The sequence below is a fragment of the Legionella clemsonensis genome, from assembly GCF_002240035.1.
In the GTDB taxonomy this organism is placed as follows: Bacteria; Pseudomonadota; Gammaproteobacteria; order Legionellales; family Legionellaceae; genus Tatlockia; species Tatlockia clemsonensis.
Genome location: NZ_CP016397.1, coordinates 1681169 through 1698707, shown reverse-complemented (window position 1 = coordinate 1698707; position 17539 = coordinate 1681169). Strand labels below are relative to the sequence as shown.

The following is a 17539-nucleotide window of genomic DNA, read 5'->3' as shown; positions in this document are numbered from 1 at the left end:
TATAGCTCAAGATTTTAATGAGTTTCTGGTTTTTACCATGAAATAAACCGCTGGCAGAATAAAAAGTGTCAACAGCGTCCCCAAACTTAAGCCTCCTAGTAAAACAAATCCAATGGCATGACGAGATTCTGCGCCGGCATCATGCGTTAAAATAAGTGGAAAAACACCAAAAAGCATGGCTCCAGTTGTCATTAAAATGGGACGTAAGCGCAAAACAGCGGCTTTTTGCACCGCTTCTAACACGGGTAACCCTTTTTTTCTTAATTGATTTGCAAATTCAACAATTAAAATTCCATGCTTGCTGATTAAGCCTATCAAGGTAATTAGTCCTATTTGGGTATAAACATTAAAAGATTGTTTAAATAAATAGGCAAACAATAATGCACCACTACTGGCCAGAGGCACAGTAAACATAATAATTAAAGGATCAATAAAATTTTCAAATTGAATAGACAGAATGGCAAAAATAAAAAGCAGCGATAAACCAAATAAAATAAGCATTGTATTTGAGGATTGGGTATAAGCTTTGGCAGCTCCTTCCCAAGTCATTTTGTAATTGCTGGGTAATTCGCTCTTTGCAATGGTAATAAGCTTTTCCATTCCTTTTTTAATAGAATCTTGAGGTAGAAGACTAACATGTAGGGTTGTTGAGCGCATTTGGTTATGATGATCCAGAGTAGGGGGCTGAGCTTTAGGTTTCATTGTTGTCAGAGCGCCCAGAGAAACATGTTTGCCCGTGGACGTAGTAAGATATAACTCATTTAAAGTCCATGGCGTTTGGGTTCCTTGTAGAGTTAGATTATAACTAACGCCATCTTTTTGAAAGGTAAGTGATTTATCTCCGCTAAAAAATACTTCTATTGTTTTGGCGACCTGTTTAGCTGAGAGCCCCAGTTGAGAAAGTGCATTATTGTCAATTTTAATACTATAGCCCATCGAATCAAGTCGCAGATCATAGCGAGTAGCGGCAAATGCTTTGCTTTGATCAAGTGTTGTCTTTAATTTTTCAACCACATTGAGTAATTGACGAAAATTATCCACTGTCGAAATAACTAACGTCAGCTCAGAGCCACTCCCAGCATCATCTATGCCTGGCAACGCAGTGTCCCAGCTCCAGGCATGGGCATCCATCGAAGGAAAATTATTAAGCTGTGGTTGCAGCTTATTAACTAATTCTGTTGCTGAGAGTCTTCTTTGGGAGTGTGGTTTTAATGGAAGAACAACGCTTGCCCCCCAATCACCAATAAAAGTCAATGAGCTATTAATATCAGGTAAGTTTTTAACTTTATCTTCTATGGGTAAAATTTTTCTATCCAGTGTTTGCAGGTTTTCTCCGGCCAGCATGGGTGTATATACTCCCATTAAACCACGATCTTCTTTTGGTGCTGTTTCTCTGGGCAACAAACTATAGAAAAATAAACTGCTAACCAGAAGGCAAACCACGCCAGCAAGGATAAATTTTTTTCGTGCGATATTGTGGCTTAAAATATTGGCATATCTCTGTTCCAACACGGTTAAAAAATCATCGAAACGAGGCCATCGTATCCTATTATTCCTATTTAAAAGATGAGCGCACATTAAAGGAGATAGTGTTAGCGAGACAATTCCGGAAATAAATACACTTCCTGCCAATGCTACGGCAAATTCAATAAAAAGTTGTCCAAGCATTCCTGGTATAAAGGCAACAGGCGCATAAACACTTGCCAGTGTTAATGTCATAGCCACAACAGCAAAACCAATTTCTTTTGAACCTTGTTTGGCAGCATTCAGTGGGGATAGCCCATTCTCTATATGACGCCAAATATTTTCTAATACGATAATTGCATCATCCACCACCAGACCTACAGCCAGAACCATGGCTAAAAGTGTCATCAAATTAATTGAAAAACCAAATAATTTTAAAAAAATTAATGAACCTAACAGCGAGATTGGGATTGTGACCAGAGGAATAAAAGTAGCTCTGCCGTTTCTTAAAAAAATAAAAACAATGATAAGCACTAAAAGGATTGCTTCTACAATTGAAGACTGGATATTTTTTAGTGAAGCATTAATAAAGTCAGATTGATCAATAATAATTTTTATTTTTACATCGCCAGGTAAATTTTCCTTTAAATGATTAAGTTCTTGACGAACAAGCCTGGAAACTTCAAGGGGGTTAGCATCGTCGGCGCGATTGATTGCTAATACAAGTCCAGTGTGCCCATTCACTCTAACTCGCATCCGGTCTTTGTCTGTTGTGAGTTTGACTTTGGCAATTGATTTTAGGAACACTGGATGATAGTTATTGGTTTTTATTAGTAAATTCTCATAATCTCTGGTTGTTTTTAATGCAAAATTGACAGTACTCGGGATTTTGTTTTGAAAATTACCGGCCGGAAGGGAGACACTACTTTTGGCAATGGCATCAAATACTTCATCTACATTAATTCCAAAGCTAAATAATTTTTTAGGATCAAGACGAATAGCATACGTATAGGGTTGTCCCCATACATCGACAGAGGATACCCCTTTTAAACTACGAAAGGTATTTTTTAAATTAAGATTGGCAAAATGAGTTAACTCACCAAAATCCATCGAAGATGATTCAAGTGAAAGTCCAATGAAAGGTAAGCCATTCGACTTTTTTTGCTGCTCGATTGCAGGCGTTTTGACTGCAACGGGCAATAACGGTTTTGCTAGAGAAACAGCGTCCTGAGTAGCACTAAGAGATCTATCCATAGAGCTGCCTGGACGAAAAGAAAGTGTGATATAGGATGAACCTGAACTGGATTGAGAGGTGATTGTTTCAAGGCCTTCTACGCCAGCCAATCGTTCTTCCAATAGATTAGTTACCTCAGATTCTACAAGTTCTGAACTGGCATTGGGATAACTCGTTGAAACAGTAATTGTCGGAAAACTGATATTTGGGTATTCGCGGATCGGCAAAGAATGTAGACAAAGCAAGCCTGTTATAATAAGCAGACAATTTAAAACAACAGCGGTAACAGGGTGTTTAATAAAATAAATTGGCAGATTCATAGTTAGTTTATAGTGGCAGTGGTTGGTTTATAAATTCCCACAGTCATTCCTGGATAGAGGCGCTCCTGACCTTTGGTAACGAGTAATTGCCCAGGTTTTAAACCAGAAGTAACTTCAATATAAGCTTTATCCTGCAGACCAACATGAATCGGAACCAATTCCACCTTATGGTCGCTCACGAGGTAAACAAAACGTTTGCCATTACGAAGGAAGATAGCCTGCTGAGGAATAACTATCACTTTTTTCTTTTCCCGTATTACGAGTTCTACGTTAATACTGGCTCCTATTACACAATCTTCACAGCGAATATCTACATCGGCTGGACACATATGAGTATCTTCATCAATCATTTTTTGTAGATGGGTAAGCCGATAGGATTCACCTAATACACGCACTTCCTGACCTTCTTTTATCGTTTTAATCGTTGTACAAGGGATATCAAAATCAACTGTCAAGGTTGTGGGGTCGTATAAAGTGACGATGGGATCACCCATATTAACCTGAGTACCTTCCCGTTTTTTATAAGCTCCTATAATACCGTCAAAGGGGGCATAAAAACGCAGCGTGTCCAGTTCAATTTTGGTGTTGGAAAGATTTCTCAATGTTTCTATCCAGGCTTGTTTTTTTTCTTCAACTTCCTTTGCACTGACATAGCCTGTTTTAAGCAAACTGGATAATCGTTCGTACTGAGTTTTTGCAATATTTTCCGCAGTTTCAGAAAGATAATGATTTTTTTCCACGTCGGGATTGTCAATTTTGGCAATTAAAGTACCCTTTGTAACACGTTGACCAGTCGCAATAAATGCATCAAGCATGCCATTAGCTTTGGCAATTAAAATTGTGGCATGTTTAGGGTGAATTGTTCCAATTAGTTCGGCCGTTTGTTGAATATTTTTAAATGCTACTTCTTCCACTTCGACAATTTTTAAGGGTTCATTGTCTATTTGTTTTTTTAATCCCCCAAAGAGTTGATAAGCGAAGATAAGCAAAGTGCACGCAATAGCTATTAGAAGTAGCTTTATATAAATAGATTTTCGTGTAAAAAGACGAAAAATTAACTCACGACTCACAGGACCTCTCTCTTCTGTTCGTAAACAATCCAAAACGCAGTGAAACTTTAACATATGAAAGAAAAAAAACGAGCTTGCATGTTTAAGATGGGGACATGAGCTTTATTTTTTGATCAATGTTTTCGATTGACATAAGCTTTGGTAAATTCTGCCCCTAAAAAAAGAATTTGCGCCGAATAATAGACCCAAATAAGCATAATAATTAAGGATGCTGCAGCTCCAAAACCATTGTCTATATTACTGCTGCCAAGGTAAATGCCTAATAAAAATTTGCCTACTGTAAATAATAAAGTGGTTATGAAAGCACCTAACCATACATCACGCCATCGAAGATCAACGTTAGGTAGAATCTTAAAAATCATTGCAAATAATACAGTGATTCCGCCAAGAGAAATGAGAAAATTAAGCATTAGACCCAGCAAAGCACCGCCTGGCAAAAATTGGCTTAAAAAATCACTCATTGCAGTCAATAAAACGGTCAAAAGCAATGAAACCAACAATAAAAACCCTATGCCTAGAACCATTGTAAAAGACCAGAATCGGTCTTTTATCATACCAAGCCACCCTTTGGCTGCTCTCGCTTCTACATGCCAAATTTTATTTAAGCCGTTCTGCAATTCACTAAAAACACCTGCGGCACCAAAAAGTAAAATAATTATGCCGATAATTTGTGCGAGCAGGCTGGTGGTAGGTTCAAAAGCGTGCATTAACATGGTTTGAATTTGTTTTGCGCTACCACTACCAAACATATTCTCAATTTGGTGTAAAACCTGGGTTTGTATGGCCTCTTTACCAAAGACCAAGCCGGCAATGGCTATACAGATGATAAGTAATGGACCGATTGAAAAAATAGTGTAATAGGCAAGCGCTGCCGCCAAAGTAGAGACCCTGTCTTTACTCCAGCCTGCAATGGTTTCTTTGATTAAACGCCAACTTAACTGTAAAGACATCCGTGTTTCCCAAGTTAATCAAGCTACCTTACTATAATAGATGGCAATAGTTTTTAAAAGATTCAGAGCTTATGACCACTGGGCAACCTCATACTTTATCTACATTATAAACAACAAGGCGTCATCTTGAGCAAAGCGAAGAATTCAATATGGTTCAGGGTTCTACTTGCAGAAGATCCCTCATGCGTCTTTGCCGCATTCTGGATGACGGGAGGTAAAAAATATATAAAAGAGCTCAACACACGTCATCTTGAGCAAAGCGAAGAATTCAATATGGTTCAGGGTTCTACTTGCAGAAGATCCCTCATGCGTCTTTGCCGCATTCTGGATGACGGGAGGTAAAAAATATATAAAAGAGCTCAACACACGTCATCTTGAGCAAAGCGAAGAATTCAATATGGTTCAGGGTTTTACTTGTAGAAGATCCCTCATGCGGCTTTGCCGCATTCTAGATGACGGGAGGTAAAAAATATAAAAGAGCTCAACACACGTCATCTTGAGCAAAGCGAAGAATTCAATATGGTTCAGGGTTCTACTTGCAGAAGATCCCTCATGCGGCTTTGCCGCGTTCTGGATGACGAGAGGTAAAAAATATATAAAAGAGTTCAACACACGTCATCCTGAAAGCGACATCGTCGCTTGAAGGATCCTTTCGTTCAAAGAGCGGGATTTATCTGCTAGGGATCCTTGGCTCTGCTCAAGATGACGGTAACTTGCGCAGAATAATCGTGTTCAAAGTGATCTTGTCCTTCTTATAACAAGTTTTAATTAGTTAATAAGCGCTAAAAGTGTTTCCAGCTGATCTGCTTCAGTAGCGGGCTTGTCCCAGCGGATCCGGTTGATTCGTGGAAAACGCAACGCTACGCCTGATTTGTGGCGCGAGGAAAAATTCACGGCATCAAATGCCACTTCAAAAACCAGCGCTTTTTCCACCTCTCTCACCGGTCCATAGTGGTGCAGGGTATGATGACGAATCCATTTGTCTAATTGATATAATTCTTCATCAGTGAAGCCAAAATAGGCTTTGCCAATAGGCAACAACCTGTTCCCTTGCCACAGGCCAAACGTATAATCGGAATAAAATGAGGAGCGCTTTCCATGTCCCCGTTGCGCGTACATCAACACGGCATCGATTAAATGAGGATCTCTTTTCCATTTATACCAATGTCCTACTGGTCTACCAGCAATATAAGGACTATTTTTGCGTTTTAGCATCAACCCCTCAACCGCAACGTGTTGCTCTGCAAGAACGGTTTCTTTTAACTGAAGAAGACTCTCTGTGTCGCTGAAGGATAAAAGTTCAGATAACCACATATTTGAGGGCTGATGACGTCTATACCAATCTTGAAGTTTTTGGCGTCGTTCTTTTAAAGGTAAGCTACGAAAATCAGTAGAGCCTTCTTGTAAAATATCGTATAAAACGATAGCAGCAGGTTGCTCTCTAAGAATCTTGTCGCTAATTTTTTTCCGATTCAGTCGCTGCTGCAAATCATTAAAACTACCGATAGCTGTTTTACTTTTAATGACTAATTCACCATCTAGCACAACATCAGTACTGATTTCACGCAACACGTCTGGAAATGAACCACTAATATTATCGCCAGTGCGGGAGTAAAGGGCTTTATTCTGTGCGCTGCTGACCAGTTGTACTCGAATACCATCATATTTATGCTCAGCAAAAAAAATATCAGCAGTAATTAAAGGTAAATCTTTTTCTTTGAGAGGATGAGATAACATCACTGGATGAAAAAAAACGGCTTCAGATAGTTCGGGAGCAGCCTGTTTTCCTTCAAGCCATGCAAATAGTTCAATATAAGGGGGGTTTAAACCATGCCAAACATGTTCAATGTCTTTAATATCGACCTTTCCATACTGGGCCAATGCCTTTTTGACAAAGCGAGCAGATACCCCAACTCTTAAACTTCCTGTACCTAATTTTAACAGCGCCCAACGTTCAATGACGTTAGCGTTATCCAATAACTCAATAAGATAGTCTGCCATTAGCCTTGCGGGTATTTTATTAAGAGTATGAATAACCTCAGTAAGCGTTGGCAGTTTAGGCAATTTCTTCACTGCTTCAGGCCATGCTAAAGCCAATGTTTCAGAGATATCACCTACATAATCATTGGCCAGGGAAAATAAATAATGATCAATGCGTTCATCAATTAATTCACGTATTAAGGCGCGTGTAAAAGTAGGGAATTCATGTGTATCAGCCAAAATAGCAATGGCATAGCCTCGCTCAGGATCTGGGGTCGTCGCGAAAAAATTTTGTAACAGGCGCAGTTTGGCGAGATTGCTGTATGAAAAATAAAGACTGTTTAATAGCTGAGCAAATTTTTTCATTGTTCAGTCCTCATCCTCATAACCCATAAGATGTAAAGGGCGTGCTTTATAGCCTTCTTTTAGTGCTTGATAGACTAATGCTTCTTCCTGTCCATGAGTCACCCAGATTTCCTCAGGCTGAATATCCTCAATTGTTGTTAACAATTCAGGCCAATCCGCATGATCAGAAATGATAAGTGGTAATTCGACTGATTTTTGCTTAGCTCGGGCACGAATTTGCATCCATCCTGAAGCAAATGCCTTAACTAGACTACCAAAACGCCGTGTCCATCTGTCATTAAGGGCTGCAGGTGGGCACAATATTATTTTTCCAGCCGAAGACTTTGCATCCAATGTACTGGCAAGCCTAAGCTCACCAAGTGAAATACCGAATGATTCATAAAGCTGACACAGTTTAACCAATGCCCCATGCAGATAAATGGGTTCGTCGTAACCCAATACGCGTAATGACTTAATTAATCGCTGACACTTTCCTAACGGGTACGCACCTACCAAGTGGCAGGTAGAGAAGGTTGCCAGAGAATCTAGTAATTTTTTAAGTTCATTTTCAATGGGTGGATGTTTAAAAATGGGCAAACCAAATGTTGCTTCAGTAACAAAAAGGTCACAGGGTAATGTTGCAAAAGGAAGGCAAGTTGGGTCAAAGCGGCGTTTGTAATCGCCAGAAATAGTGATGCGGTTATGGGCGTATTCAAGCACGACCTGTACGCTTCCCAGTACATGCCCGGCAGGCAAAAAAGTCAGCTTCACCTGATTAATAACAATAGAATTAAAACAAGATAAGCTTTGCCAATGGAGTGTTGATTCTTTCCCGTAGCGCAATTGCATAATAGCTATCGTTTCAGGACTGGCTAAAATTTTGTGATGACCAGGCAAAGCATGGTCACTGTGTGCATGAGTAATAATGGCACTTTCTACCTTATCAACAGGATCAATGTAGAACTTGCCAGGTATGCAATAAAGACCTTGAGGTGTTAAATTAAGCCATTCTTTAGTAACCATGAATTTATTTCAAATTATTTCTTTATTAGGAAAATAGTCTGTGTTAAGTATGGCACAATGCTAGCTGCTACAACTCATCATCCTGGCAGCAAACCATTGCTACCGCTATCTATGAAGTTGGCGGGAATTCCTGCCATTAGATTATCTATTTGCTATTAGAGGCGTTTATTCTGCATTATTTACAATTAAATTTAAATTTATCTTCCTGGGGTAATGTATTGATAAAGAAACTTATTTTTTGTTTAAGCTCGGGAGCATAGTTTTGCTCAGTGGCATAAAAATAGACTGTTGTATTTGCCGCTGATACGCGAGCTCCTGAAAAAGATAAACAACCTAACAAGACCCAGTTCCTGGGAAGCGTATCAAACCAGTTGTTATATAACATAACCAGTTTAATACCTGATTTTTTTACAGCCTCATCCATCCAGAGAGGATCTTTTCTATTTCTTCTTTTTCGGTAGTTTTCATAGTTTCCAAGCCCCCAGAGATCTAATACATAATAAGGATTGTTAAAAGAAATCCAGCCTATATCATTTACCGCCACTGGCCCCTTAAGCCACTCCAGTACAAATCTTCGCATTTGGAACTGTTGATGATAGATATTGTTTGTTGCTTTTGGCAAACTGGCCAAAACTGTGAAATAAGGATAACTGCCAAAGATAAGGCCGCCTATAAAAATTATGTACCAAAGAATGGGATTTTTAAGTTGATGATAATTAGCAAAATAAAGGTAAAAAATGAGCAATAAAACAGCTGCGTAAAGGTACACTTCATAGCGATGAAACCAGTTAAATCTACCCAAAACCAAATGTAGTATTAACGCCGAAGTAGCAACAATTAATAATTGTTTTTTAACAGCAGCCCATTGAGAGAAAGCAATAATAACTATTAAACCGAACGCCAGGATGAGAAAAATAAGCGCTTGACGTTGAGTCAGATTTAGACTAAATCCATCAAATAATTTTTCGCCCAAAGATACGTTATGGCCAAAATCAATTTTAAGTAGTATGGAGGCAGTGAGAGGGGGTTGACCAATATAATAGAGAAATAGAGAGAACAACCCTAACAGACTCAGCATTATAACACTGGTAATAAGAGTTTCGCTTCGGTGTCCTCTGTAAAATAGAAAAATCAAGGCAGGAACAGCGATGGCCAAGGTTTCGTACCGTACCAGAGGAGCCAGGACGATAACAAGGGCTAACCATTTAGAATAACGTTGTGTCCTGCTTTCTTCAATGAGTCCCGCCATGATAAGAACACTCAACAACATTTGCAGGGAGTGTTCCATGCCTGAAAATATAAGGCCAATCAGATTAAGCGAAGGAATTAGCAAGCAAAAAAGCACCACATTTTTCCAGTGTACTTTTGATTGGTCAGTCTCTACAGATAGGCATACTGAAATAAAAACTATTAAAATAAGGCCAGAGAAAAGGCTGTTTAAGATAAGAGGAACGAACTCAAAAAAGGAGAAAAAAGAAAATGGGGCAAGCAAAAAAGGCCATAGGATGCTCGATGAGGGGCTGGAAACTTCCCCTTTATTAACCCCATATTCACCGATGCCAATATGTTTGGCGAGTGATAAATGGATATAGGGGTCATCCAGAGAGTAGCTGAAAAACGAATGGTTAATAGCAAGAATTAGTTGCCATTCAATGAAAATGGTTGCAACAAGTAACAACGAAGGAATTAGATAATAATAGAGTTTTGTAGAATTAAGATTCATTTCAGCATAGGAATCCCATCGCGTCAGGTTTGAGTGCTTTCACCCAACTATTAATTGTATATACTCGTTGGTTGATTGTTTTCAACCCAACGTCCTTATACGCGGTTAATTGATGGTATAAATAAGCCATTCAAATAGGTTCCTGAAAACTTTTATCAATTCCTTTAGCCATATTTTTAATAGAATAATATTTTAATAATTTATTTCTTAACTTGGCCCAAACTTCCGATTTCACGAACATATATTTTGCCAGTTGACGTGAATCGTTTTGGGCCTTTTCCACTCGTTTCTGTCGACGTTTTTGATAAAGCGACAAAGCCCAGTGAAGATAAGTTCTGTCTGTTCTGGAAAGTTCTTCCGCAAGCACAGCAGCAGACTCCATCGCCATTGAAGCACCAATGCCTGCTGTCGGTAAAAAACCTGCCGCGGCATCACCCAAAAGTACAACGCGATCTTTATGAACGAACATCGCTTAACGGCCAATAAAAAAATGAGTCTTCATTATCTGCAGGTAATTGTGAAAAAATTGTTGGATATTGAGCATGCAGTTCAGGAAATTGCTTTATAATCTCTTTAGTACGGCCGGCATAAGGTTTTATTTCTTTTTCTGAGGTAGGGCCTGCGGCAATCACACCAAATTTTTCCTCTGTCGGATAAATACCAAAAAAATTACCGGCTCCCCAAAATTCCCTTATTTCATTTTTATTAAGCGTTTCACTATCAGTCCACCATACCCAGCCACCCCAGCCAGTATCGTAATATTTATAATCTTTTGCTGTAAGAATTAATTTTCGAACGCTGGAATGCATGCCGTCGGCGCCGACAACAAGATCATACTCTCCCTGGGTGCCATCCGTTAAAATGGCATGAACTTTAGCGTTAAACTGATTGAGGGTTTGTATTGTAGTATTGAATTTAATGGCTAATCCTTCACAACTTTTCATTAGCGTTTCAATCAATGCTTTACGGGAGCAGCAACGGTAAGGTCCATAGTGAGTAAAAAGCTCATGAAATGCTAATTCTTGAATAACAGAACCATCGCCATTACACATTACATAGGTATCACCGGCGGTGGTTGAGTCCAAGAAATTTTGCATCAGTCCCAGACCATATAAAACTTTACTGCCTAACGGATAAAGGCCTAACATATAACCACTGTGAGCAAAATCAGGCTGCCGCTCAATAATCTCACTTTTAATCCCCCGTTGTTTGAGTAAAGCGGCTAAAGTTAATCCTGCAATACCGGCACCAACAATAAGTATGCGCATGAGACTCCTCATTTAAGCTCTGATGCAAATGGAAGCAAAGTTTATACCACAGTAAAAAGCAGTTATCTTCTTGTCCGCAGTCACGTATTGCGGACAAGAATGCTTTTATCACTGTAACACTAAGCTTTTCTTCTTAATGCATAAAACACAATGCCTAACACAAAACCATAAATTAGATGGCCGATTAAAGGAGGAATATTGGCTTTAATGCCTACAAGAGTCCATTTAGAGAATAGAGAAGTACCTGCTGTGAGATAGGGGAGTAAAGTCATTGGTCCAACTATCCACATGCCAAAACCAAACAGTAATCCCCAAACAATAGCAGCTATCCAGGAACGTATAAGCCATCCTAACACAAGCGCAAAAACAATACCGGCAATAATGCTGACAGCTGCATGAATCAACAATCCTCCCGTTTTGGTGGGCATATTGATGACTGATCCCAATGTCTCAATCCTACCGCTCATCAATAAAAAAATTGCGAAAACTACACCTGCAACGATACCAGCAATAATTCCATGAAGGATACATCTGGCAGTACACATGACAAACTCCTTTTTATTGTAGTTAACCTGCTAAGAAGAGATTGTTTTCTTATGACCGTGTTTAAAAAGTGTTTCTTTTTCTTCATGTGGGCTTACATCATAAAGAACGGCACCTACATTTTCTGGAATAGATTGAAGCCATGGTGAATGTTTCAAAGCATCTTGACCCTGCTCATAACCTAATCGAATACCTTCGTTAATTGATAAGGGTGAAAAAGCATAGTCTTTTGAAGACAAATCAGTATCCAGGCCATGTCGATGAAATCTTACTAATGTCATAATTGTTTTGCAGCCCATTGAACGTATTTCCCTTGCTTTTGCCTGATTTTTAATATCTTCCGGTAACATATTGTAAAGTTCAGAAATCGCATGACGCAAATCATGCGCTTCACAAAAGGATTTTATAACGCGTTTATAATGGCTGGCGTAGGTCATGTCTTTTTTCTTCAATTCGATCTCATCCAGTGTTGAAGGTAATTTGCTCTCGGGATCAAAAAGTTGCACCATGAAACACAATGTACTCACACGGGGTAAATCATTTAGGATAACCTCAATGGGTGTGTTGTTAACAATACCGCCATCCCAATAATACACATCATCAATTTTAACAGCCGGAAACCCTGGAGGCAGGGCTCCACTAGCCATAATATGTTCCGGAGAGAGTGTTTGATGCTTGGTATCAAAAAGAACCTGTTGACCATTATCAATGCGAACAGCAGAGAGGGTTAGTCGTGTTTTGCCGCTATTGAGAATATCAAAATCAATTACCTGTTCGAGTGTTTCTTTTAACAACGAGGTGTCATAAAAGCTAATATCATCAGGAGTCGCATTTAAAATAAAATGTGGGTTAATTAAACGTGGCTGAAAAAATCCTGGCTGTCCAAAAAGAAGGGTAGTTTGCGCATGAAATTGGTTATACCAACGTCTCATGTCCAGATTTTCCACATAGTCATCCCACCATGAAAAATGTATAGGGGTGGTAATAATTTGCCAAAATTCTTTGAGCTTTGCCACTCGATCTTCTGGTTTATTTCCTGCAACAATTGCTGCATTGATCGCACCAATAGAGATACCACTAACCCAATCAAGGTCATAGCCTGCATTATGTAGTGCTTCGTAGATCCCTACTTGAAACGCACCCAAAGCTCCCCCGCCCTGAAATATAAAAGCAACACGATTCCAGGCTGGTTTAATCTGAGGCTCCTTTCTCATAATGTCTCCTTTCGACATGACGCAATTTGGGAAATTGATTTAATCGTTTCTAAAATGCAGCTTTAAAGTCTGGTTTTATAAGCAAGTTTTTTAGCCTTTCTTATTGCTAGTGCATCCCCAATTCATACAAAAACCAATGCATAAAGTACGGATAAAATATTAGGTGCTCGAGTTATACTTGTCATTTTATTTAACAATAATACTATCTTATGATATTAGAGCAAACTGAATAAAGATCAAAAATTTTTAAGCATGGATCTCATGGATTAATGGAGGGTTTGTTCCCATGAGCTCTCCATAGCCAAAGCTAAATCCTGAAGGTTTATACGAATAGGCGTTATTTTTTTTCGGGTGGCTTTTAAATATTTATAATGTAGATAACAACAAAGTCCTAACAATAATACTTTTGTTTTCATTAACAACCTCGTAGATTGATTATTGAACCCAACTCTTATTGTTATTGTTCGAGCAATACTTGTGGGGCTTAGCTAAATTAGCTTTGGTATAGAATACTACAGAAAAGGGGAGTAGAAATCAATTAATAGGATAAGGAACTGCCTTTAGTAGCTAACCACTCAGCAATTTTTTCATGCTCTGATGGTTCAAATAAGATGGGTGCATGTCCTGCATTTTCTATTTCGATGACAGCGACATTAGGATGACCTCGTTGCATCCGTTTAATATGTTCTGGTAATAACATATCGGAATTTTTACCTCGGATAACCAGTACGGGGCAGGTAACTTTTTGCCACAGGTACCATAAGTCGATGTCAAAAATTATTCCTTCCAGGGCCCGGTGAGGATTAACAAAAAACTCCTTAATGAATTGCCCACTTGATTTTGAATCTTTAATATTAGGATCTATTTTGGCAACAAAAACACCAGGAGAACGCTCTTTAATACTGTGAGTGGTCAAATAATTCCAATGCTCTTCACTTAAGTTGCCAAAACTTTCATAGATAGTTTTAAAGTAGCGCTTTGCATCTTCTTCACTGACAAACTCTGGATGCTTCCCTACATAGTGTCCTAAACGCCAAAGTGCATGAACGGGAATTTGTGGACCAATATCATTTAACACTAAGGATCGAATAGGGGAATTAGGTAAAGCGGCAATCGCCATTCCTATAAGTCCTCCCATTGAGGTACCTATCCAGTCAATGGTATGGGCCCCTGTTCTTGCTATAAGGGTTGTCATATCGCTAATGTATTGTTGGAAGTTGTAATGCTTTGAATTTTTAAACCAGCTACTGTCACCGCGGCCGACAATGTCAGGACAAAATACATGGCGCCCCTGGTTGCTTAGATAATGAGCCAAGGGATCGAAATCACAACGATTGCGTGTTAAACCGTGAACACAAATTACTGCAGAGCCCTCTATTTCAGGTAGACCCCACTCCGCGTAAGCTATTTTGTGAAATCCTTCCTGAGAAGCACATATCACGTAATTCACTTTCATTGCACTCTCTTCTGGTGAGGTTTATTTCAGCATAGTATAGAACATTGATTACTTAAGAGTTAATAGATAGTCCATGCAGAATTATTATCGAGAGGAACAACAGCTTCGGTGTGATCAAAGTGAACAATAGCATCAAACTGATAAGTTAGATGAGTAAAGAAATAATGACTCAGACGCTCTGTTTCTGGCCGATAAATAACACCTATCGCGCGTTGCAATCGAGGAATTTTTAAAAAGTGCTCAAGGTCTTCAGGGGTTAAATCTAATAAAAAATTATGCACTTTTAATTGATGAAATAGTTCCTCATAACTACTTTTACATCCAGGAGTGATTTTTTTGCGTTCTGGTGGCTCTCCCCATTCGTTAGCAGCTGTAACATAGCCTTCGTAGGTAGAAAATCCAAGTGCATAACTGTCTCTATCATGCTGCTCCCGAACTAACTGTCCAATATTGATTTCGCCATGTTCACTCATTTCTGTAGCACGAGCATCGCCCAAGTGGGAGTTATGAGCCCAGATAACTATTTTTGCAGGTCGATTAAAGCGATTTTCCAGATGATCAGCAAGAATGGCTAGTGTTTCGACCATATGTTTATCACGAATATTCCAAGAAGAGGCACGTCCTTCGAACATGGCTCGATAATAAGCCTCCGCATCCTTAATTACACGGGCATTTTGCGTGGCAAAAAAATAATTATCTTCAGCGGTTAGTCCATCCTCACGCATATATTTAAAGGCATGATGTTGGAGTTCAACTAAAACAGCAATGGCTTCATTAATGCATGATTTTTTTAAACCAATATTGGTTAAATAACCATAAGTCTGCGGATCAATTTGAGTATGATCAAAACAAGCATAACGTTTTCTTGCTCGCTGTGCTGCTTCTGGATCAACCTGCATCAAATAACCAATTACAGCCTGCATGGAAGTATTAAGACTGTACAAATCAAGCCCATAAAAGCCAATTCCTTGTCCTAGAGGCAAATCATTATTATAACGTCGTAGCCACTCAATAAATGGAGGGATGGTTGTATTGCGCCACATCCATGTGGGAAATCGCTTAAAATCTTCCAGTGCTTGTTCTGCATCCTCTGATAGCTGTTTATTGCTTTGAATATAGCGATGGACACGATAAGCATCAGGCCAATCTCCTTCAATAGCAACAGCCATGAACCCTTTTTCCTCAATTAATCGGCGCGTAATGTCTATTCTGCTTTGGTAAAACTCCTCAGTTCCATGCGTAGCTTCACCGAGCATCACAAAACGTGCGTTGCCAATTTTAGTTAAGAGAGAGGTATAATCAGCTGCTGTTGGATCGAATGGTTCTATTTTGTTGTTTAAAGCGTCAATTAATTTTTTTTGATTCTGATTATTCATAACATCTCCTCATACGTTGTTTGCCAAGTTTGAGATGGATGAGTTAAATATCGAATAAACCAGTCTCTTGCTAATTGAGCAGCCTGATTAAGAGTGTCTGCTTCTTCAAATAAATGGGTCGCTCCAGGAACAATTTCTAATTGATTAATGCACTTCAATTTTGAAAGAGCCTCTTCATTCAAGGAGATAACAATATTGTCATTACCGCCTACTATTAGCAAAGTAGGCGCTTTAACCGACGGTAAAAATTCATCCGCTAAATCAGGTCTACCTCCGCGCGAAACTACTGCTTTAATTTGTTCTAATTCTGTGGATGCTATTAAAGCGGCTGCTGCTCCTGTGCTGGCTCCAAAATAACCTATAGGCAAATTGAAGTTTTTTCCGAGCACCAGTTCGTTGCAATTACCAGTCTTTGAGCCAAGAGAGGAATGTTGAAGCGAAATTCACGAGTAGTAAGATCAATTGCTTCTTCTTGTGGCATGAGTAAATCAAAGAGCAGCGTGCCCAGTCGCGCTTTGTTTAAAACTTGAGCAACACAATGATTGCGGCTGCTAAAACGGCTGCTTCCACTACCATGAGCAAATAAAACCAAGCCTAAGGGAGCTTGTGGTAGGTATAAAAAACCATTAAGAGAAATATCCTCATTAACGATGGTTATGTCATGTTCTGTATTCAGGGGATACTCCATACAACCTCCCTTTGCACAGTTATTTATAAAACAGGCGAGATGTCCTTTAAATGATTGTTAGGCAAACTGGCTAATAATTCTGCCACTTCAGCATCCGTTGTTTGAGCAAAATCCTCATACCATAAGCCTACTGCATAAAAATGTAGTGGTTGCAAAGGACACACAATTTCATCAACCAGTGTAGCCATCTCGCTAAAAGTAGAATAGGCAGCAACGGGAATCGCCATAACAAGTCGAGTTAGATTATGCTTTCGCAGTGCTTTTATGGCAGCACGCATAGTCGCACCAGTAGCGATACCATCATCTACAAGAATAACAGTTTTACTATTCAAATCAGGAAAAGGCTTGCCATGACGGTAAAGGGATTCTCGTCTATTTAATTCTTTCTTTTCTGTTTGAATAACTTCGTCAATCGCTTCTTGAGAAATATGCAAAGCTTCAACTATTTCCTCATTAAAAATAGTGGTTGCACCTGAAGCAATTGCTCCCATAGCCAATTCTTCATGACCGGGTACACCTAATTTTCTGACAATAAAAACATCAAGAGGCACGGAAAGTGCTTTTGCCACTTCATAACCAACAGGCACGCCACCGCGGGGTAAGGCCAGAACAATGACCTGAGGATTGTGAGCATAGTGTCGCAGCTGATCCGCTAGAATTCTTCCTGCCTCATGTCGATTAATGAACTTTTCCATACATAATTTTCTCCATAAGCTAAATTGTATCAAGCGGATCATATTGAAGATTTTTAATGATTCGATGTAATTTATTGTCAATAATCTCACCACTAATATGACAAAAATTTTTTTTGACTCAGTTTGCATCCACTCTAGCAATTTTGAAATTTTATCTCCATGTTTTTTGCAGTTTTCCCATCTTAAAAAT

16 protein-coding genes are annotated in these 17539 nt (G+C 39.1%); all 16 read right to left on the bottom strand.

The window, feature by feature from the left end; all coding sequences use genetic code 11:
- Positions 1 to 6 precede the first annotated feature (6 nt).
- Positions 7 to 3018 (bottom strand): efflux RND transporter permease subunit, encoded by a 3012-nt coding sequence (locus clem_RS07345; protein ID WP_094091039.1) that lies wholly within the window; start codon positions 3016 to 3018, stop codon positions 7 to 9.
- 2 nt (positions 3019 to 3020) lie between these two features.
- Positions 3021 to 4142, bottom strand: a complete 1122-nt coding sequence (locus clem_RS07340; protein WP_094091038.1) for an efflux RND transporter periplasmic adaptor subunit — start codon at positions 4140 to 4142, stop codon at positions 3021 to 3023.
- 59 nt (positions 4143 to 4201) lie between these two features.
- Positions 4202 to 5038, bottom strand: a complete 837-nt coding sequence (locus tag clem_RS07335) for a YihY/virulence factor BrkB family protein (protein WP_094091037.1) — start codon at positions 5036 to 5038, stop codon at positions 4202 to 4204.
- Positions 5039 to 5806: 768 nt separating this feature from the next.
- Positions 5807 to 7384: a cisplatin damage response ATP-dependent DNA ligase gene (locus clem_RS07330; protein ID WP_094091036.1), complete on the bottom strand. Its 1578-nt coding sequence runs from the start codon at positions 7382 to 7384 to the stop codon at positions 5807 to 5809.
- A gap of 3 nt (positions 7385 to 7387) precedes the next feature.
- Positions 7388 to 8386 (bottom strand): ligase-associated DNA damage response exonuclease, encoded by a 999-nt coding sequence (locus clem_RS07325; RefSeq protein WP_094091035.1) that lies wholly within the window; start codon positions 8384 to 8386, stop codon positions 7388 to 7390.
- Positions 8387 to 8561: 175 nt separating this feature from the next.
- A complete protein-coding gene (locus clem_RS07320) occupies positions 8562 to 10109 on the bottom strand; it encodes a hypothetical protein (RefSeq protein WP_094091034.1) in 1548 nt (515 codons plus the stop codon).
- 130 nt (positions 10110 to 10239) lie between these two features.
- Positions 10240 to 10578, bottom strand: a complete 339-nt coding sequence (locus clem_RS15295; RefSeq protein ID WP_094091033.1) for an FAD-dependent oxidoreductase — start codon at positions 10576 to 10578, stop codon at positions 10240 to 10242.
- Positions 10565 to 11377, bottom strand: a complete 813-nt coding sequence (locus clem_RS07310; RefSeq protein WP_157698202.1) for an FAD-dependent oxidoreductase — start codon at positions 11375 to 11377, stop codon at positions 10565 to 10567. The genes clem_RS15295 and clem_RS07310 overlap by 14 nt, the downstream gene beginning before the upstream one ends.
- Positions 11378 to 11496: 119 nt before the next feature.
- The gene (locus clem_RS07305) at positions 11497 to 11922 is read right to left on the bottom strand and encodes a hypothetical protein (protein ID WP_094091031.1); all 426 of its coding nucleotides are present in this window, start codon (positions 11920 to 11922) and stop codon (positions 11497 to 11499) included.
- Positions 11923 to 11952: 30 nt separating this feature from the next.
- Positions 11953 to 13134, bottom strand: coding sequence for a patatin-like phospholipase family protein (locus clem_RS07300; RefSeq protein WP_094091030.1), 1182 nt, complete (start codon positions 13132 to 13134; stop codon positions 11953 to 11955).
- A 266-nt stretch (positions 13135 to 13400) separates the two neighbouring features.
- Positions 13401 to 13550, bottom strand: coding sequence for a hypothetical protein (locus clem_RS15090; RefSeq protein ID WP_232505426.1), 150 nt, complete (start codon positions 13548 to 13550; stop codon positions 13401 to 13403).
- Between the two features lie 122 nt (positions 13551 to 13672).
- Entirely contained in the window at positions 13673 to 14590 is a 918-nt protein-coding gene (locus tag clem_RS07295; RefSeq protein ID WP_094091029.1) for an alpha/beta fold hydrolase, read from the bottom strand.
- Positions 14591 to 14649: 59 nt separating this feature from the next.
- A complete protein-coding gene (locus tag clem_RS07290) occupies positions 14650 to 15966 on the bottom strand; it encodes an erythromycin esterase family protein (protein WP_094091028.1) in 1317 nt (438 codons plus the stop codon).
- Positions 15963 to 16334 carry a dienelactone hydrolase family protein gene (locus clem_RS15340; protein ID WP_332460214.1) on the bottom strand — a complete coding sequence of 124 codons (372 nt, stop codon included), beginning with the start codon at positions 16332 to 16334 and terminating at the stop codon, positions 15963 to 15965. Before clem_RS15340 ends, clem_RS07290 begins: the two co-directional genes overlap by 4 nt.
- Positions 16325 to 16654 (bottom strand): hypothetical protein, encoded by a 330-nt coding sequence (locus tag clem_RS15335; RefSeq protein ID WP_332460213.1) that lies wholly within the window; start codon positions 16652 to 16654, stop codon positions 16325 to 16327. Before clem_RS15335 ends, clem_RS15340 begins: the two co-directional genes overlap by 10 nt.
- 23 nt (positions 16655 to 16677) lie before the next feature.
- Positions 16678 to 17349, bottom strand: a complete 672-nt coding sequence (locus clem_RS07280) for a phosphoribosyltransferase (RefSeq protein ID WP_094091027.1) — start codon at positions 17347 to 17349, stop codon at positions 16678 to 16680.
- Positions 17350 to 17539 lie beyond the last annotated feature (190 nt).

What these genes read in the sequence shown, in the direction of transcription:
- clem_RS07345 (WP_094091039.1), bottom strand. Translation starts at nt 3,018, where the DNA reads ATGAATCTGCCAATTTATTTTATTAAACACCCTGTTACCGCTGTTGTT.
- clem_RS07340 (WP_094091038.1), bottom strand. Translation starts at nt 4,142, where the DNA reads ATGTTAAAGTTTCACTGCGTTTTGGATTGTTTACGAACAGAAGAGAGA.
- clem_RS07335 (WP_094091037.1), bottom strand. Translation starts at nt 5,038, where the DNA reads ATGTCTTTACAGTTAAGTTGGCGTTTAATCAAAGAAACCATTGCAGGC.
- clem_RS07330 (WP_094091036.1), bottom strand. Translation starts at nt 7,384, where the DNA reads ATGAAAAAATTTGCTCAGCTATTAAACAGTCTTTATTTTTCATACAGC.
- clem_RS07325 (WP_094091035.1), bottom strand. Translation starts at nt 8,386, where the DNA reads ATGGTTACTAAAGAATGGCTTAATTTAACACCTCAAGGTCTTTATTGC.
- clem_RS07320 (WP_094091034.1), bottom strand. Translation starts at nt 10,109, where the DNA reads ATGAATCTTAATTCTACAAAACTCTATTATTATCTAATTCCTTCGTTG.
- clem_RS15295 (WP_094091033.1), bottom strand. Translation starts at nt 10,578, where the DNA reads ATGTTCGTTCATAAAGATCGCGTTGTACTTTTGGGTGATGCCGCGGCA.
- clem_RS07310 (WP_157698202.1), bottom strand. Translation starts at nt 11,377, where the DNA reads ATGCGCATACTTATTGTTGGTGCCGGTATTGCAGGATTAACTTTAGCC.
- clem_RS07305 (WP_094091031.1), bottom strand. Translation starts at nt 11,922, where the DNA reads ATGTGTACTGCCAGATGTATCCTTCATGGAATTATTGCTGGTATCGTT.
- clem_RS07300 (WP_094091030.1), bottom strand. Translation starts at nt 13,134, where the DNA reads ATGAGAAAGGAGCCTCAGATTAAACCAGCCTGGAATCGTGTTGCTTTT.
- clem_RS15090 (WP_232505426.1), bottom strand. Translation starts at nt 13,550, where the DNA reads ATGAAAACAAAAGTATTATTGTTAGGACTTTGTTGTTATCTACATTAT.
- clem_RS07295 (WP_094091029.1), bottom strand. Translation starts at nt 14,590, where the DNA reads ATGAAAGTGAATTACGTGATATGTGCTTCTCAGGAAGGATTTCACAAA.
- clem_RS07290 (WP_094091028.1), bottom strand. Translation starts at nt 15,966, where the DNA reads ATGAATAATCAGAATCAAAAAAAATTAATTGACGCTTTAAACAACAAA.
- clem_RS15335 (WP_332460213.1), bottom strand. Translation starts at nt 16,654, where the DNA reads ATGGAGTATCCCCTGAATACAGAACATGACATAACCATCGTTAATGAG.
- clem_RS07280 (WP_094091027.1), bottom strand. Translation starts at nt 17,349, where the DNA reads ATGGAAAAGTTCATTAATCGACATGAGGCAGGAAGAATTCTAGCGGAT.